Raw genomic sequence first — 18146 nt, 5'->3', positions numbered from 1 at the left:
GCAAAATTGTTGGTCAGTCTTACCAAAAGACCTGTGACCCGCCTTTTAGTAAAAAGGGCTTGAGACTAGCTCAAGCCCTCGTGTTTTCATTCAGCGATCAAATTATTGACCGTAAACGTCGTAGTTGAAGTACTTAGACGCAATTTCGTCGTACTTGCCACTTGCACGTAGTGAAGTGATTGCAGCGTCAAGTTGCTTCGTTAGGTCTTTGTCTTGCTTACGTACCGCAATACCCATACCTTCACCGAACCATTTCGCATCAGTTAGAGAAGGACCAACGAACTCGTATGCATCGCCGCCGTCTTTGTTAATCACACCCTCTTCTAGAGCTGATGCATCACCAAGTACTGCTGCGATACGACCGTTTGCTAGGTCAAGGTAAGCTTCGTCGAAAGAACCGTAACGTACGATTTCTACTTGATCGCCGTAATTATCAGTTAGGTATTTGTCGTGAGTAGTCGCACGTTGTACACCGATCTTCGCACCGCTTAGGTTATCGAAGTCTAGACCTGCGCCTTTTTTAGCGATGAATTTGTTAGGGATTTGAGCGTACTTACCAGTGAAGTCAACTTTCTTCTTACGCTCTTCAGTGATAGACATCGCTGCGATGATTGCATCGTATTTACGCGCTAGAAGAGAAGGAATGATGCCATCCCAGTCTTGAGGAACGATCACACATTTCGCTTTTAGCTCTTCACAAAGGGCGTTCGCCATATCGACATCGAAGCCTTTTAGAGAACCGTCTGCCTCTGTCCAGCTAAATGGAGGGTATGCACCTTCAATACCAAAGCGCACTGTCTTCCATTCCTTAGCCTGTGCTACTCCAGTCGCCGCTGTTGCAGCAAGTGCTGCTACCATTAACCACTTTTTCATTTCCATACTCCTGTGATTGAAATTTTTGTTTTTTTGAATGTTGTGTTTTTAGATTTCTAAGGTCGAAACCCCAGTTAGCCACCCACTATATTAGTAGATAGATGAGATAAATTGCTGTAAACGTTCTGATTCTGGGTTAGTGAACAGTTTTGCAGGATCGCCCTGCTCTTCTACTCGGCCTTGGTGCAAGAACATGACGTGGTTCGAAACATCACGAGCAAACGCCATTTCATGGGTTACCACTAGCATTGTTCTGCCCTCTTCGGCCAGATCTTGCATAACACCGAGAACTTCACCCACTAACTCAGGGTCGAGTGCAGACGTTGGTTCATCGAACAGCATCACTTCAGGCTCAACCGCCAGCGCTCGCGCAATAGCAGCTCGCTGCTGCTGACCGCCGGACAAGTGCCCTGGGTAGTAATCACGACGCTCATACAAGCCCACTTTCTTAAGTAGAAGCTCTGCATTTTCGATAGCCTGTGCCTTCGGCACACCAAGAACATGGATCGGTGCTTCGATGATGTTCTCTAGAACCGTCATGTGCGACCAAAGATTAAATCCTTGAAAAACCATGGCTAAACGAGAACGGATTCGTTGAACTTGTTTTTCATTGGCAGGAAGTGATTCACCCTGACGGTTTTTCTTCATTTCGATCAATTCACCATTGACCCAAATTTCACCCTCAGTAGGCGTTTCTAGTAGATTGATACAACGTAGAAAGGTACTTTTACCAGAACCAGATGAGCCAATAATTGAGATGACATCACCTTTGTGTGCAGCGAGGGAAATTCCCTTCAAAACTTCATTTTGACCAAAGGTCTTGTGCAGCTCTTTTATGTCCAGCGCGGGTACATCATTCATGCGCTTGTGCTCCCTGTATATTATTGACTGCTAAGCCTATTTGATAGGCAAAAGGTACTCCGACCTTTTATTTGTTCGATACAAGCTAGCACTAGAAAGTATAACTTGCAACAAACTATTAACCTGTTTTTGTTGACTACGCAGGCATTGTATCTGACAAATTATGCAATTTGAAGTTTTTATCGCTGTAAAATGTGAATAAACTTTACTGAATGCTGCACATTTAGTCATTGGTGATTTTTTGTTCTTTAGTGCACTTTATTGCATCTTTGTTACGAGCGCAGGCTCTATTTTAGTTAGATCTTCTGGTTGAAGATGACTTATCAGTGAATAAGACCAACTTATAGGTCATTAGCGAATAGAATGAGCTAGTTGAGTTTTTTGATAGTTAGATCAAAAAAGCCCCTCATGCATGGCATCAGGGGCTTTAAGAAACACAAGTATGGTTATTTCTCTACAACTTCATACTGAAGGCTTGCGTTCTTCTGTTTATCTAATAGTGATTCTGAAGGCAAAGCTACTACTGAGACTTTATCAACGAAGGCGTCTGTTGACTCCGGGCTGTTGTATTTAGTCATAGCGAACTTAACAAAGTCATCATTCACGTTATCTTTAGTATAGAAAAATGAAACTTCAGGCAATAGACCATCAGTAGGCTTATAAGAATCAAGAATATTGTAGTCAGGAATCACTGTCTCACTATTATCTGGAATACTTGCGTAAATCGTATGCTTTGAGTTTGCTGAGACCTCAAAGTAGCTACGCTGGAAGCCATTTAAGTTAGAAGACACCGCATTTGCCGTATCAACAACACAACCAGAGGCACAGCTATTTACCTGTGGCGTAATTCCGGATGAGATCGTTGCTTCGGTTAGTTTGATATCGGTATTAACTTGATTACTATTTAATCGAGTATTCGAGACTACATTCCAACCAGCTTCACTACCATCTAGTAAAACACTAAAGCTCATCTCTCCTAAAGTCTTAATGCTCGACAAACTCTGTGATAACTCCTGCCACTTGAAAGAAGTGCAACTTGTATATGCTAATGCATAAGCATCGTTGATTGTCTGGCTGGTTGAAATATCCCAAACTAGATCAGAGGTGTTATCGAGAGTGTTTAATTCAACAGTACCTGGGGTTGAGCTTGCGTTGTCGGTCAAATCCGAAGCTTTTAACAACGTTGCCGCCACAACCTCTCCGGAGCTTAGACCTGTGAACAACACCTGTTCACTGTTGCTCGTAGCTGGAATATCTGCCTTTATCGTTGCCGTGCTTGAGTTGTACCCTTCAACATACGTCTCATACGAGTACTCATCTATTGAAATGCTTGTGTCTTGGGAGCCCAATGACACCTTCTTCTCCAACTCATTGTTGACCATTTTGTTCGAGACATAGCAACTAGCTTGGTTGCCTTGTAGCGATTCAACATTGATCAATAAGTTAGTAAGAAGCTCTTTCTGGATTGACAGTGTATGCAGGATTCGGCTCGAACTTGAACCTAAATTATCGATAATGGTCACATACCCACCATCTGCAACGTCATTGACCGTAATCTTCAACTGACCGTTCGAATCCAAACTACTTGATAAATCCTTATTAAAGCTCCCGTCAGCGTTGTATGTATGAACATCGATTGCTCCCGCCGCTACTTTTGCGTAATCAACATTGCCGCTATCGTAGTGTCTAAAGATTGTAGGTTCACTTGTATTCGGACACACAATCGCACTTGGATCTTTATCAACTTCCATTTGAATGAACTGGAACGTATATGACTTAACGGTTGGAGGAGGAGTAGAACTACCGCCACCACCGCCGCCACCACAACCAATCATGGCACCTGAAATTGCTGCTACTAGTGGCAACATTACTGCTTTTTTCATTGTTACATTCCTAATTCATGTCCTGGCGGCAAAGTGTTGCCACTCTCTCTCAACTGATGAAGATGTTGCAAACTCTAAGCCAAGTTTTTTGACTCCCATTCAAAATGTGGATTCATCTTCTGAATGTAATTGGAATGTAGTTTTAATTACTGAAAGTCAGTTACGGCGATTGTTAATAAAGTGCGCTATTTCAAACAACTGTTGTAGTTTTCTTTCACAATTTTTCTTAAAGTGATCAAGATCAATCAAGGTCTTACTGTTGCTTGTTAGACTCGGCTGCATTGATATAGCACGAATTATTCACCCGATTTTTAGAATGTTGTCTATCCTTAGCACGTTAACCAGGTGCACCTCCTAGCCGAGGCAATCGGTGACTTCAGTTCGTATATCAAGCCAAACGACTAACTTTTATATATATGAGGAATCTATGTCAGACGCAGTTAACAAAGCGCATTCTGATTCGGATATCGAGACTAAGAGCTATCAAGAGCTTCACCGTCCAGCATCCGAGTTTGCCAGCCGCTCTGAATACCTAGACCACGAACTTCAAATCATGAAACCGCGCCGCTATGGTTTAAACCTACCGGGTCGCGACTTCCGTTTTGAACTAGAAGATTTGGTACCTGCTCTAGCTGGTACTATCGGCATTATCGCAATGTACTCAGCGGTAATGATGTCATGGGCAGACGGTCTAACCGCTGCTTGGGATCACGTTAACCTTGGTAAAGAGTTTGCTATCGAGGTAGCGCGTGTAGAAATGCTTATCCCAGCGCTTCTATTCTGTGTTCTTGCATCTGGTTTCATCAACCCTAGAGCTAACCTTGCCGGTAACCACGGCCCGATGATCCCACTTATCGGTTCTATCGCGCTTGCAGGTGCTCACCCTCTTGCTCTTGCCATCCTTCTTGGTGTATTCGGTTTATTGCTAAGTTACTTTAAAGGTGGCTCTAAGCTGGTAAACCTCACCTCTCAAGGTACCGCGGGCGGTCTCTTAATATTCCTAGGCTTTACTGGCACCATGAGCCAAATCGGCTCGATTCAAGAATGGGCAGTAGGTCTACAATCTGCAAACGTTGAAGCAGGCAGTATGGGCTATGTTGGCCTTATCGTGCTTGGTATCAACATCGCGGTTTATGCTTACCTAGCGAAGATCAACATGCGTTGGTTGGCTATCCCAGTGTGTGCGGTAACGGGTCTTCTTCTGGCTCTTGGTCTAGGCGCTGGTTTCGACTTAACGTTCGAAACTGAAATGGGTCTTCCAAACCTAAACCCAGTTTACTGGTGGGGCAGCACAGAGCAAGGTTGGATGCTTGGTCTTCCTAACCTTCAACACTTCATTGCTTCTCTACCGTTTGCCATCCTAGCGGTTGCGATGTGGTCTCCAGACTTCCTTGGTCACCGTATCTTCCAAGAGCTGAACTACCCACGTAAGACTGAAAAAGTTCTGATGGACGTAGATGACACTATGACTATGTGTTCTGTACGTCAGATGGTTGGTACTGCAGTTGGTGGTGGTAACATCACATCTTCTTGGGGTACTTATATGATCCCAGCTGCAATCGCTAAGCGTCCTATCCCAGCGGGTGCGATTCTACTTGGCTCTCTATGTATCATCGTTGCTATTCTTGGCTTCCCAATGGATGTTGCGGTATGGCCACCAGTAATGCGCGTTGCTCTTCTGGTAGGTGTATTCCTTCCTCTACTTGAAGCGGGTATGCAGATGGTTAAAGAGACAAAAGATTCACAGGCTGCAGGTATCTGTATCTTTGCATCAGTAGTAGCGAACCCAGTACTTGCTTGGGCTCTAACTATGTTCTTAGACAATAATGGTCTAATTGGTGACAAAGAGCGTGCTTCTCGTCTATCTTTTGTAGATAAGATTGTCATCCCAGTTGGCGTATTCGTAGTCTGCCTAGTAGCGATGCTCGCTGTAGGTATGCTTGAAGGACAGTATGGAATCCCAGCTTTCCTATAATACTTAGTTGATTATTTGGGCAGTGACATTCACTGCCCAAATTTTTATCACAGTTTTTTAAGATTTATTGATTTAGTTTAAGTTTTACAATTTATTTTTAGTGTAGGCTTGATTTTAACGTCAGGAATGACAATATCTATAACCATACTAACCATAAGTGGTTATACGATATTTTTATTCAATGGTACTGGCTCTTCCTCCGAGGAGCATGCGTATAAGACGCACAGTACGTGTTTTTTCTACTAAAAAGGTAGGTATGTCATGGCAGAGCAATTTGCTAAAGCTTGGGAAGGTTTTGCTGCAGGTGACTGGCAAAACGAAGTAAACGTACGTGACTTCATTCAGAAGAACTACACTCCTTATGAAGGCGACGAGTCTTTCCTAGTTTCTGAAGGTACTGAAGCGACTAACACGCTTTGGGCTAAAGTAATGGAAGGTATCAAGCAGGAAAACAGCACTCACGCTCCTGTTGATTTCGATACTTCTGTTATCTCTACCATCACTTCACATGATGCGGGCTACATCAACAAAGACCTAGAAACAATCGTTGGTCTACAAACTGAAGCGCCTCTTAAGCGTGCAATCATGCCTAACGGCGGCGTGCGCATGATCGAAGGTTCTTGTAAAGCATACGGCCGTACGCTTGACCCACAAGTTTCTAAAATCTACTCAGAGTACCGTAAAACACACAACCAAGGTGTTTTCGATGTTTACTCTCCAGACATCCTAAAATGTCGTAAGTCTGGTGTTCTAACTGGTCTTCCAGATGCATACGGTCGTGGTCGTATCATCGGTGACTACCGTCGTGTAGCACTGTACGGTGTAGACTTCCTAATGAAGGACAAAGTTGCTCAGTTCCACTCTACTCAAGAGAAACTAGAAGCTGGCGACGATCTACAAATGACTATGCAGCTGCGTGAAGAGCTTCAAGAGCAACACCGCGCACTAGGTCAAATGAAAGAAATGGCAGCTTCTTACGGCTTCGACATTTCTGGTCCTGCGACTACTGCACAAGAAGCAATCCAGTGGACTTACTTCGGTTACCTAGCTGCTGTTAAATCTCAAAACGGCGCGGCTATGTCTCTAGGTCGTACTTCTACTTTCCTAGACGTATACGTTGAGCGTGATATCGCTGCTGGCATCATCACTGAAGAACAAGCTCAGGAAATGATCGACCACTTCGTAATGAAGCTACGTATGGTTCGCTTCCTACGTACTCCTGAGTACGATGAGCTATTCTCTGGCGACCCAATCTGGGCAACAGAATCTATGGGTGGTATGGGTGTTGACGGTCGTACGCTTGTTACGCGTACAAACTTCCGTTTCCTAAACACGCTATACACTATGGGTCCTTCTCCAGAGCCAAACATCACTGTTCTTTGGTCTGAGCAGCTACCTGACGGCTTCAAGAAGTTCTGTGCGAAGGTATCTATCGATACTTCTTCTATCCAGTACGAGAACGATGACCTAATGCGTCCAGATTTCAACAACGATGACTACGCTATCGCTTGTTGTGTATCTCCAATGGTTATCGGTAAGCACATGCAGTTCTTCGGCGCTCGTGCAAACCTAGCTAAGACTCTACTTTACGTTATCAACGGCGGTGTAGATGAGAAGCTTAAGATCCAAGTTGGTCCTAAGACTGAAGCAATGACTGACGAAGTTCTAGACTTCGACAAAGTTTGGGCTGGTCTAGACAGCTTCATGGATTGGCTAGCTAAGCAATACGTGACTGCGCTAAACGCAATCCACTACTCTCACGACAAGTACAGCTACGAAGCAGCGCTTATGGCTCTACATGACCGTGACGTACGTCGTACAATGGCTTGTGGTATCGCTGGTCTATCTGTTGCAGCTGACTCTCTATCTGCAATCAAATACGGTACAGTTAAGCCAATCCGTGACGAAGACGGCATCGCGATCGACTTCGACATCTCTGGCGACTACCCTAAATTTGGTAACAACGACGCTCGCGTTGATGACATGGCTTGTGAACTTGTTACTATCTTCATGAACAAGATCCGTAAGCTTAAGACTTACCGTGATGCAGTACCAACACAGTCTATCCTTACTATCACTTCAAACGTGGTATACGGTAAGAAGACTGGTACTACACCAGACGGTCGTAAAGCAGGTGCTCCATTCGCTCCAGGTGCAAACCCAATGCACGGTCGCGATGAGAAAGGTGCTGTAGCTTCTCTTACTTCTGTAGGTAAACTACCGTTTGCTGACGCTAAAGATGGTATCTCTTACACCTTCTCTATCGTTCCAAACGCACTAGGTAAAGAAGAAGATTCACAACGTTCTAACCTTGCTGGTCTAATGGATGGTTACTTCCACCACGAAACTGGCATCGAAGGTGGTCAACACCTAAACGTGAACGTTCTTAACCGCGAAACTCTAGAAGACGCAGTTAAGCACCCTGAGAAATACCCTCAGCTAACAATCCGTGTATCTGGTTACGCTGTTCGCTTTAACTCTCTAACTGCAGAGCAACAAGCTGACGTAATCGCACGTACGTTCACTGAATCTCTATAATCTAGAATTATACTGATTTAGATAAAAACCTCGCTTCGGCGAGGTTTTTTTATAGCTGGACAAAATGCGAGCAAAAGATTCTCATTGGTTAAGGAATGTTTACAATTTCCCTACATTCCAGATACTTTATCACTCATTGATCACTGACTTGCCCTTCTCAAACGTGTCACACTCGTCTTAACTGAAAACATCTCTACTAGCCGTATTTGAAGAGAGTTGATATAAAATGAAGATCCCATTTGTAATACCTCTGCTTATCGCCAGCAGTTGTGCCTTCGCTTCAGAGCGTTCCACCCTCTCCTTTTCACTGGATAATGACGGTATTTGGGGTACCGACGAAGACTACACGAACGGAATCTTCCTCTCCTACACGAGTGGTGCCATCACGCCTTGGACGATTTTCAAACCCCTGAGCCTCTCTTACTGGGGAGCATCTTCGCTCGATAAGGTTGAGTTCCAACTCGGTCACAAGATGTGGACACCCTCCGACATTGAAGCTGAAGTCCCAATCGCCAACGACCGTCCTTACGCGGGCTATTTTCACGGTGAGCTAAATTACATTAGTCTGCACCCACAGCAGGCACAGCGATTTAATGTGACGCTGGGAAGTACTGGTGAAGGGTCTTTTGCAGATAAAGCTCAGCAGTTGGTTCATTCCATAGTCGGGTCAGCCGACCCCAAAGGCTGGGCGTATCAAATAGAAGATAGAGTAGTTGGCAGTGTCGGTTACCTAACACACCTCAATTTGCAACGAAAGCCTTTGTTTGGCAACACCGGTTGGGAGGTTTCTAATGTCACCGAAGCGAACTTGGGCAACTTTCGAAGTGATATCTCTACCGGGATGATGTTTCGATTTGGCTCTGAATTAGGCGGTAACTTCGGTTCAGCAAACATCGGCACAGAGAACCCATTTAAAGCCGGTATGATTGGCGCGTCGAATCAAGGCTGGTTTACTTACTTTGGCGTTAAAGCACGCTATCGATTTAATGACATCACTATTGAGGGCGATCGCCCCGGCATACCAGAGCCAAGCGATGCTTATGATGTCACCCTTCAGCCGATTCAAGGTGAAGCGGTCTTAGGCGCGACATGGTACAACGCTTATGTGGGGATCAACCTCTTTGCTGGCACCAAGTCGGCCGAATATAAAGAAGCACCGAGAAACGTGTACGGAAACGGTGGAATTTCACTGTTTGCCTTCTTTTAAAAGCAAAACAGGCACTCTAGAGTGCCTCAGATTGATGACGAACCCCACTTTTTAAAGTGGGGTTCTTTTTTATGAGCGACCGTAGGTCGCGATCGCGATATTTTTTGTCAAGTAACCTGTGGGGCGTTAGTGTTCTTAAGTTGGCGTACATTAGCGAGGATTTGCGATATTTCACTTCGATTTAGGCCGAGTTTACGCAGATAGTTCACCACCAACGCTATCTTTTTGATGTTTTGAGCAGTTGCCGCCAACCAGCACTGCATCTGTACCTTGGCTAGGCCACGGAAGCGAGTATAACGATGACCGTGATGCTGTTTTGCATCGGCGAAGCTTCTTTCTACCGTTTCACTTCTACGCCTGTAGGTCTTCTTTCCATAAGCGGAGACTCGCATCACGTTCGCTCTATCCATGGCCTCTGTATAGATATGCCTTGTAACGACCTTCTTCATGTTTTTACTTTGAGTACATTCATCACGCATTGGGCAGAACACGCATTCTTTAGGGTCTGAGTGATACTCTCGATAAGCGTCGCGTGATGTTGTCTTGTAAATAAGTTCTTGTCCGTTAGGACAACGATAGCTGTCTTTTTCTTTGTTATAGATGAAGTGCTTCTTCTTGAAGGCATTCTTTGTTCGTGATGGTCGGCGATAGCCGAACACACCAAGTATCCCTCTGCGCTCAAGGGATTCTGCGACAGGGGCAGTGAAGTAACCGGCATCAAGGCCAACGGCGATAGGATTGAGATTAAACTGTTCAAGTGTGTAGTCGAGGCGGTGGATATAAGGTTGGGAGTCATTGATATTCCCCGCGGTCGCGTGGGTATCAACGATGATGCCATGCTGACCATCGACCGTGCGGTGGTCGAGATAGAAGAACCCTTGCGGCTTGTTGTCGCGGGTCATGAAGCCACTTTCTGGGTCAGTCGTACTGCTCTTCGTATTCTTGGTCTTCTGCTCAGAAGGTCGTTCTTTTAGCGGTTTCTTTCCTTCTTTTTCTCGGTCTAGTACCACGTCTTCATCTAACATGTCTAAATAGGCACTAGCTCGAACCGCCGTTTGTTTATTGGTGTACTTGTTTTTGTTCGCGTTTGCTTTGAGGTGAGTGCTGTCAGTAAAAAGCTCTTGTCCAGCGACTAAGCCTTTCGCCATGGCTTGTTGGACGATGTTAATAAAGATACGTTCGAAGACATCCGTACCATTAAAGCGGCGGATACGGTTTTGGCTGAGTGTCGAAGCATGGATGACTTTTTCGGTGAGAGACATGCGTAGGAACCAACGATACGCGACATTCACTTCGATTTCTTTGACAAGTTGACGCTCACTTTTTACGCCGAAGATGTAGCCCAGTAGGATAATTTTGAATAAGCGGACAGGGTCTACAGGCGGTCGGCCATTGTCTTTGCAGTAGAGGTGGGCAACTTCGTCACGAATGAACTCAAAGTCGATAGCAGAATCAATTTTGCGTACAAGATGGTCTTTGGGAACCAGTTGTTCCATCGTCACCATTTCGAGTTCGTACTGTTGTGGAGAGGGTTCTTGGAGCATGTCAGAGTATCCATATTTCGATACTCCTATTAGATCAAAGGTCTAGCTCAATAGCTAGACCTTTGTCAGCAGTCTGAGGCACTCTAGAGTGCCTGTTTTGCTATCCGCTTAGTCATATTTCTTAGCTATGCCGTTTTAAACCTTTCACACTCCTGATACAGCTCACTCGAACGCTTATCCACGCCATCACTGGTTTGTTTTAAGCTCTGGCTGCTTATCTCTAGCTCTCCCATAGACTCATTGATTTGCGCCATGTTGCTCGCCATTGATTGAGAGGTCGTGGCTAGTTCTTTCACTGAGGCAAAAATCACCTCTGTCTGTGAACTTGCCTCTTGAGCTTTGTTCATGATCTCTTCGAGCGCCGCTTTCGCTTGATTTCCCTGCTCTCGTCCGGATTGCATCGACGAGTCAGACTGAGCAATAAACTGTATCACCTGCGTACTCTCTTGCTTCATGGTATCGATAGTGCCAGATATCTCTTCCACAGCCTGAACCGTTCTTACCGCAAGGCTTCGTACTTCGTCCGCAACCACGGCAAAGCCGCGCCCTTGCTCTCCAGCCCTTGCCGCTTCGATAGCCGCATTCAATGCCAGCAGATTGGTCTGCTCGGCAATGCCGTTGATGATTTCCATCACGGAGTCGATCTTCTGTGATGCTTGTTCTAGCTGCTCAATATGGGTCGCAGCATCTTCTAGAATCGCGCCCACTTTTTCAAAAGAGGCAATGGTATCTACGATAATCTCGCCGCCCGCTTGCGCTGAGTCTGCCGAGGTTTTACTGATGCTTGCCACATATTCCAGCGACCCTGAGATTTCTTGTGTCGTGACACTGACCTCTTCGGTGGCTGAGGCGAGCAGTTGTGTTTGCTCAATAACCTGGCTCTGATGCTGGCGCAATTGATTAATGCCCGTATCTAGTTCGCCTGAGTTATTCGACAACTGCTGGCTGTTCACCTTAACACCATCTACCAAGGTACCGAGATTTTCACAGCTAACGTTAATCGCCTTCTTCAATTGATTAAATTCGTCGCGGGTGTTGTTGCTAACAGGAAGTCGAGTCGATAAGTCACCCTTCTCAACTTGTTTTAGCGCATTCAATGTCTGCTTCAGCGAACGAGCCAAAGAGACATTCATCGTCAGGAAAATCGCGGTAGTAAAAAGTGCCAAAAGCGCACAAGCGATACCCACTGAAATTTGGGTCATGCTTGAAACTTGGCTAGCCTCTTGATTTAAGGCTTGTGCTTGTTGATTGAGCGCTAGCGCTGCATTGTCGAATGCTGATAGCGTCGTGGCCTGTGCCTGGTCCAGCTTGTTCTCAAGACCAACTAATGTCCCAGACAGCTCAACGACTCGAGCGAAACCAAGCTCTAATGCTTTCACTTCTTTCTCATACAGTTCAAGCATGGCATAGGAATTTGACGCATTAACAAACCCTGCCAAAGCTCGCTTAAAACCCTTCTCATTCTGTTCGTTCGGATCGATAAGATACTCTTGTAAGCTGGTCACGACTTTCTGAAAGTCCGACGTCAATGTCACCATGCCCGTTTCTTTGATAGCGGCGTCGATCTTAACGTTGTTTTCTTGAAGCTGCTCTAGCAAGCCATCGTTAACAGAAAAACCGAGTTCTGATTTTAAGGTTAACCAAGGACTCAAGTTAAAGATAAATGACTCAAGTGCTGTTGAGATTGAATCGCTCTCGATCATTAAACCCGCACTTTGCAGGACCGCCAGATCTTGCTCAGCACTGGTTTCTAGCTCATCCATACTGTTTTCAAACGCGTCCATTCCATCAGCGGAAAGTGTGGTGCGACGATTGACTGTATCCATCAATAGAACTTGAGTAGAAGCTAGATGAGCACTGGCCTTGTTCATTCCGCTGCTACTGGTGAATTTCTCGTTCAGGCTAGCAAGTGAATTAAAGATAAACAGCACCAAAATGATGAACCCTGACCACAGAGTGAGCATCGAAAATAAGGTTTTTTGTTTTTGTGATAAAGCAACTTCCATGTTTTCCCCTTATAGCGACAAGCGTGTTGGTCTCTCGACCAAACAAACTGCGACAGTCACAACCAATAAATTTGGTCTAGACTAAGCAAACTAGCAATCTATGTACCACTTACTAATAATATAATTAACAACGCCATAACATTATCACCTCATGAGCAACAGAAGCCGTTTACTGATCGATACAGACTATGAATGGGAGTCCACTTTTCCTGTCGTAGGGTGTGGTTTTGTAATAAAATGACGGGTAAAAATAAGTTAGTAGAGAAGAGCATATGTCAACAACAGGTCGCATTCACTCATTCGAATCTTGCGGTACCGTCGATGGACCGGGTATTCGTTTTATTGTCTTTATGCAAGGCTGTCTTATGCGCTGCCAGTATTGCCACAACCGCGATACTTGGGATACGCATGACGGCAAAGAAATCAATGTCGATGAGCTAATCAAAGAGGCGAAATCTTACCGCCACTTTATGAATGCGTCTGGCGGTGGTGTGACTTGCTCTGGTGGTGAAGCAATGCTTCAACCAGAATTTGTTCGTGACTTCTTTAGAGCAGCTCAAGCAGAAGGCATCCACACCTGTCTTGATACCAACGGCTACATTCGCAAGCATACTGACGTTGTTGACGAAGTGCTGGAAGCCACCGATCTCGTGATGCTTGACCTTAAACACATGAAAGATGAAATCCACCAAGACTTCATCGGCGTTTCTAACCGTCGCGTTCTCGACTTTGCACGTTACCTGCACAAAATCGGTCAAAAAACCTGGATTCGCTACGTTGTTGTCCCTGGTTATACTGACGATCCAGAAGCGGCTCACATGTTAGGTGAATTCATTAAAGATATGGATAACATCGAGAAAGTTGAACTGCTTCCGTACCACAAACTTGGTGCGCACAAATGGGAAGCACTAGGCTTTGATTATCCGCTTGAAGGCGTTGAGCCACCGAAGAAAGAAGTGATGGATGAAATCCAAAGCATCTTGCTTCAATACACCGATACGGTGAAATACTAGAGCTTGCAATCTGTAAAGCTTTGACACGAAAAAAACGCGCTAGAAGGCGCGTTTTTTGTCATAAATATGTGTTGAGATCATGTTATAAGTCATACATATACTGTTAATCTGTCGATAATTCGTATTCATACATAAACTTATTAGAAAGTATTTAGTGAGGCTCTCAACATGGAAATGACAAACGCTCAACGTCTAATCCTATCTAACCAGTACTACTTGATGGCGAAACTAACGCCAGAAAACGCAGCGAAGTACCAGCGTCTTCAGACCATCGTAGAACGTGGCTACGAGCTACAAATGCGTGAGATGAACAAAGAGTTCGGTTGCCTTGTAGAAGATGAGTGTCGTGAAGTTATCGACATCATGGAAATGTATCACGCGATGCAAGAATCAAACAAAATGCTGTCTGAAGAAGATCGTAAAGACGTCGATCAACGCCGTCTACAGTTCTTGGGCTTTGATATCGCAACTGAAGCACAGTTAGTGAACTATGTTCGCTTCCTAGTGGACTCTGAAGGTCTGTACCCTCAGTTCGACAAGGGTGACCACCACTTCAATAGCCATGTTCCAATGCTAGACAAATATCGTCGCATGCTGGTTACGTGGAGAAACTGCCCACGTCAATATCACCTATCAAGTGCAGAATTCCGCCAGATTTTTAACGCTTAAGACGTTTTTGAAACGGCTATAGTCGTATTTTATGAATAATGCCCGCCAATTTGAGCGGGTATTTTTTTGAGATTTTTTTTCTCATTGCACGGTCATCTCCCATAGTTAGGACTTACGTACTATTAGTGAGACTAGGGTGATTTTTCCTGCTATCACAAAGGGACTTTGTAAATAAATGCATAATTGTTAAGCATTAATCTGAAAACCCTACTAGTCTTTAAATTGACATGGAGTCGCATTGTATATGTGTTGACAGTCAGCTTTGCAGGTTAAGGGGAATCAGCTATGAGTATTTTCGATCATTATCAAACGCGTTATGAAGCCGCAAAAGATGAAGAGTTATCAATCCAGGAATTCTTAGCTCTATGTAAAGACGATAAAAGTGCCTATGCCAACGCCGCCGAGCGTCTTTTACTCGCTATTGGCGAGCCGGAAGTCATCGACACCGCACAGGATCCGCGCTTGAGTCGTATTTTCTCAAACCGTATTATCTCTCGCTACAAAACGTTCGAAGACTTCTACGGCATGGAAGATGCCATCGAACAAATCGTTTCTTACCTAAAACACGCCGCTCAAGGACTAGAAGAACGCAAACAGATCCTGTATCTACTTGGTCCTGTTGGTGGTGGTAAATCTTCTCTCGCTGAAAAGCTCAAAGCTTTGATGCAGAAGATGCCTATTTATGTGCTTTCCGCTAACGGTGAGCGCAGTCCAGTGAGCGATCACCCGTTCTGTCTATTCGACGTAAACGAAGATGGCGATCTTCTTAAGAGCGAATATGGCATCGAAAAGCGCTATCTACGCTCAATCATGTCACCATGGGCAGCGAAACGCCTTCATGAGTTCGGTGGTGACATTACCAAATTTAAAGTCGTGAAAGTAAGACCATCGATTCTTGACCAAGTCGCTATCGCGAAGACTGAACCAGGCGATGAAAACAACCAAGACATCTCTGCATTGGTAGGTAAAGTCGATATTCGTCAATTAGAACACTACTCTCAAGACGATCCAGATGCCTACAGCTACTCTGGTGCACTATGTCGAGCTAACCAAGGCTTGATGGAATTCGTTGAGATGTTTAAAGCGCCGATCAAGGTCCTTCACCCACTACTTACTGCGACTCAAGAAGGTAACTACAACGGTACTGAAGGTCTTTCTGCACTGCCGTTTGATGGCATGATCCTCGCGCACTCGAATGAATCAGAGTGGCAGACATTCCGAAACAACAAAAACAACGAAGCCTTCCTAGACCGTGTTTACATTGTGAAGGTGCCATATTGCTTGCGTGTTTCAGAAGAAGTGAAGATCTACCAGAAGCTTCTTGAAAACAGTGAACTGTCTAAAGCACCTTGTTCGCCAAGTACGCTGGAATTACTCGGTCAATTTAGCGTTCTTTCACGCTTGAAAGAGCCGGAAAACTCATCGCTATTCTCGAAGATGCGCGTTTATGATGGTGAAACACTGAAAGACACCGATCCTAAGGCTAAGAGCTATCAAGAATACCGTGACTACGCGGGTGTCGATGAGGGCATGTCTGGTCTATCTACCCGTTTCGCGTTCAAGATCCTATCTCGTGTGTTCAACTTTGACCAAACTGAAGTGGCAGCGAACCCGGTCCACCTGTTCTACGTTATCGAACAGCAGATTGAACGTGAGCAGTTCCCTCAAGAAGTTGGGGAGAAGTATCTTGAGTTCTTGAAAGGCTACCTAGTTCCTCGCTACGTCGAGTTCATTGGTAAAGAAATCCAGACTGCGTATTTAGAGTCTTACTCTGAGTACGGTCAGAACATCTTTGACCGTTATGTCACATACGCTGATTTCTGGATCCAAGACCAAGAGTACCGTGATCCAGAGACTGGTCAGCTATTTGACCGTGCATCGCTCAATGAAGAACTGGAAAAAATTGAGAAGACCGCTGGTATCAGCAACCCGAAAGACTTCCGTAATGAGATTGTGAACTTCGTGCTACGTGCACGTGCTAACAACAATGGCTCAAACCCTGTTTGGACCAGCTACGAGAAGCTTCGCACCGTTATCGAGAAGAAAATGTTCTCGAACACTGAAGAGCTTCTTCCTGTTATCTCGTTCAATGCGAAAACGTCGTCTGAAGACCAACGCAAACACGATGATTTCGTCAATCGCATGATGGAGAAAGGTTACACCGAGAAACAAGTCAGATTGCTGTCTGAGTGGTACTTGAGAGTTCGTAAATCCTCATAGTACACCTGACTGTCTAGTTGCAGCCCCGAGCGCTTGCTCGGGTGCTGTATGGTGAGGGGAATACAGGGAGTAACTCATGGCACAATTTATTGATAGACGCTTAAACGGCAAGAACAAAAGTGCCGTTAATAGGCAGCGTTTTCTGCGCAGACATAAGCAGAAAATCAAAGAGTCGGTGACCGATGCCGTTAACCGTCGCTCGATCACGAACACCGAGACCGGCGAAGACGTCTCGATCCCGAGCAAAGACCTCAATGAGCCTATCTTCCATCAAGGTCAAGGGGGCGTAAAAGAGCGCGTCCATCCTGGTAACGATCAGTTCATCACTGGCGACAAAATCGAACGCCCACCAAAAGGTGGCGGCGGTGGCGGCGCTGGGCAAGGTGAAGCTAGCCCTGATGGAGAGGGTGAAGACGAATTTGTGTTCCAGATATCCAAAGACGAGTACTTGGATATTTTGTTCGAAGATCTCGCGCTTCCAAATCTGAAAAAGAACCAAATCAACAAAATAAAAGAGTGGAAAACCCATCGTGCTGGTTACCAGACCGCGGGCATGCCCTCTAACATTGCTATCGTGCGCTCACTTCAACAATCTTTAGCGCGCCGTACCGCTATGACGGCAGGCAAGCGCAAGATGCTTGACGAGCTCAACAAACAGCTTGATGCAATCAAAATCAGTGAGCCTGCACAGCCTCTAGAAGAGAACAGGCTCAAAGAGGAGATCGCAGAGCTTCGCAAGAAGATCGATAGTGTTCCTTTTATCGACACCTTTGATTTACGCTTCAAAAACTACGAAAAACGTCCAGTACCTTCCAGCCAAGCCGTTATGTTCTGTTTGATGGATGTATCTGGCTCCATGGACCAAGCAACCAAAGACATTGCTAAGCGCTTTTACGTCTTGTTGTACTTGTTCCTTACACGAACCTATGAAAACGTCGAAGTGGTGTTTATCAGACACCATACTCAAGCTAAAGAAGTGGATGAGCACGAGTTCTTCTACTCTCAAGAAACGGGCGGAACCATTGTCTCGAGTGCATTAAAACTCATGCAAGAGATAGTGGAGGATCGTTACCCTACCGGAGAGTGGAATATCTACGCTGCGCAGGCTTCTGATGGCGATAACTGGGCCGACGATTCACCGCGATGCCGTGACTTGCTAGTGAATAAACTACTACCAGCATGTCAGTACTACTCATATATCGAGATCACTCGCCGAACTCACCAGACTCTCTGGCATGAGTACGAGAAGCTCGAGAATGATTTTGACAATTTCGCGATGAAAAACATCCGATCGGTAGAAGACATATTCCCTGTGTTTAGGGAGTTGTTTCAAAAAGAGACAGCATAGGGAGACGTG

Annotated in this window: 12 protein-coding genes; 7 read left to right on the top strand and 5 right to left on the bottom strand. The window is 45.2% G+C overall.

Annotated elements, in window-relative coordinates; genetic code table 11:
• Positions 1–102 precede the first annotated feature (102 nt).
• The 3 genes from AC6I8U_RS05595 to AC6I8U_RS05585 form a co-directional block, all read right to left on the bottom strand.
• Positions 103–873 (bottom strand): ABC transporter substrate-binding protein, encoded by a 771-nt coding sequence (locus tag AC6I8U_RS05595; protein ID WP_252011711.1) that lies wholly within the window; start codon positions 871–873, stop codon positions 103–105.
• Between the two features lie 90 nt (positions 874–963).
• Positions 964–1734, bottom strand: coding sequence for an ABC transporter ATP-binding protein (locus AC6I8U_RS05590; RefSeq protein WP_234495581.1), 771 nt, complete (start codon positions 1732–1734; stop codon positions 964–966).
• A 446-nt stretch (positions 1735–2180) separates the two neighbouring features.
• A complete protein-coding gene (locus tag AC6I8U_RS05585; protein WP_498017948.1) occupies positions 2181–3617 on the bottom strand; it encodes a hypothetical protein in 1437 nt (478 codons plus the stop codon).
• Between the two features lie 427 nt (positions 3618–4044).
• On the opposite strand from AC6I8U_RS05585, the gene AC6I8U_RS05580 reads away from it, so the two are divergent.
• The 3 genes from AC6I8U_RS05580 (at position 4045) to AC6I8U_RS05570 (ending at position 9337) form a co-directional block, all read left to right on the top strand.
• Complete coding sequence (locus AC6I8U_RS05580) at positions 4045–5592, top strand: DUF3360 family protein (RefSeq protein ID WP_042471969.1); 1548 nt, start codon at positions 4045–4047, stop codon at positions 5590–5592.
• Between the two features lie 261 nt (positions 5593–5853).
• Positions 5854–8130 (top strand): formate C-acetyltransferase, encoded by a 2277-nt coding sequence (pflB, locus tag AC6I8U_RS05575; protein ID WP_498017947.1) that lies wholly within the window; start codon positions 5854–5856, stop codon positions 8128–8130.
• Between the two features lie 226 nt (positions 8131–8356).
• A complete protein-coding gene (locus AC6I8U_RS05570) occupies positions 8357–9337 on the top strand; it encodes a lipid A deacylase LpxR family protein (RefSeq protein ID WP_498017946.1) in 981 nt (326 codons plus the stop codon).
• Positions 9338–9406: 69 nt separating this feature from the next.
• On the opposite strand, the gene AC6I8U_RS05565 is transcribed toward AC6I8U_RS05570, so the two are convergent.
• Positions 9407–10881, bottom strand: a protein-coding gene (locus tag AC6I8U_RS05565) for an IS1182 family transposase (protein ID WP_498017945.1) whose coding sequence is annotated in 2 segments (ribosomal slippage) — positions 9407–9459 and positions 9459–10881 — 1476 coding nt in all. Because the reading frame shifts where the segments join, the coding sequence is not laid out codon by codon here.
• A 125-nt stretch (positions 10882–11006) separates the two neighbouring features.
• A complete protein-coding gene (locus AC6I8U_RS05560; protein WP_498017944.1) occupies positions 11007–12887 on the bottom strand; it encodes a methyl-accepting chemotaxis protein in 1881 nt (626 codons plus the stop codon).
• Positions 12888–13159: 272 nt separating this feature from the next.
• Here AC6I8U_RS05560 and pflA point away from each other — a divergent pair, with 272 nt between their 5' ends.
• The 4 genes from pflA (at position 13160) to AC6I8U_RS05540 (ending at position 18137) form a co-directional block, all read left to right on the top strand.
• Positions 13160–13900, top strand: a complete 741-nt coding sequence (pflA, locus tag AC6I8U_RS05555) for a pyruvate formate lyase 1-activating protein (protein ID WP_042471961.1) — start codon at positions 13160–13162, stop codon at positions 13898–13900.
• A gap of 168 nt (positions 13901–14068) precedes the next feature.
• Positions 14069–14569 (top strand): YfbU family protein, encoded by a 501-nt coding sequence (locus tag AC6I8U_RS05550; RefSeq protein ID WP_042471957.1) that lies wholly within the window; start codon positions 14069–14071, stop codon positions 14567–14569.
• Positions 14570–14854: 285 nt separating this feature from the next.
• Positions 14855–16789, top strand: coding sequence for a PrkA family serine protein kinase (locus tag AC6I8U_RS05545; protein ID WP_042501888.1), 1935 nt, complete (start codon positions 14855–14857; stop codon positions 16787–16789).
• Between the two features lie 76 nt (positions 16790–16865).
• Positions 16866–18137: a YeaH/YhbH family protein gene (locus tag AC6I8U_RS05540; protein WP_234495575.1), complete on the top strand. Its 1272-nt coding sequence runs from the start codon at positions 16866–16868 to the stop codon at positions 18135–18137.
• Positions 18138–18146 lie beyond the last annotated feature (9 nt).

The sequence above is a fragment of the Vibrio sp. KUL80 genome, assembly GCF_059725495.1.
The sequence above is the reverse complement of the archived record's forward strand: the minus strand, read 5'-3'. Positions and strand labels throughout refer to the sequence as shown.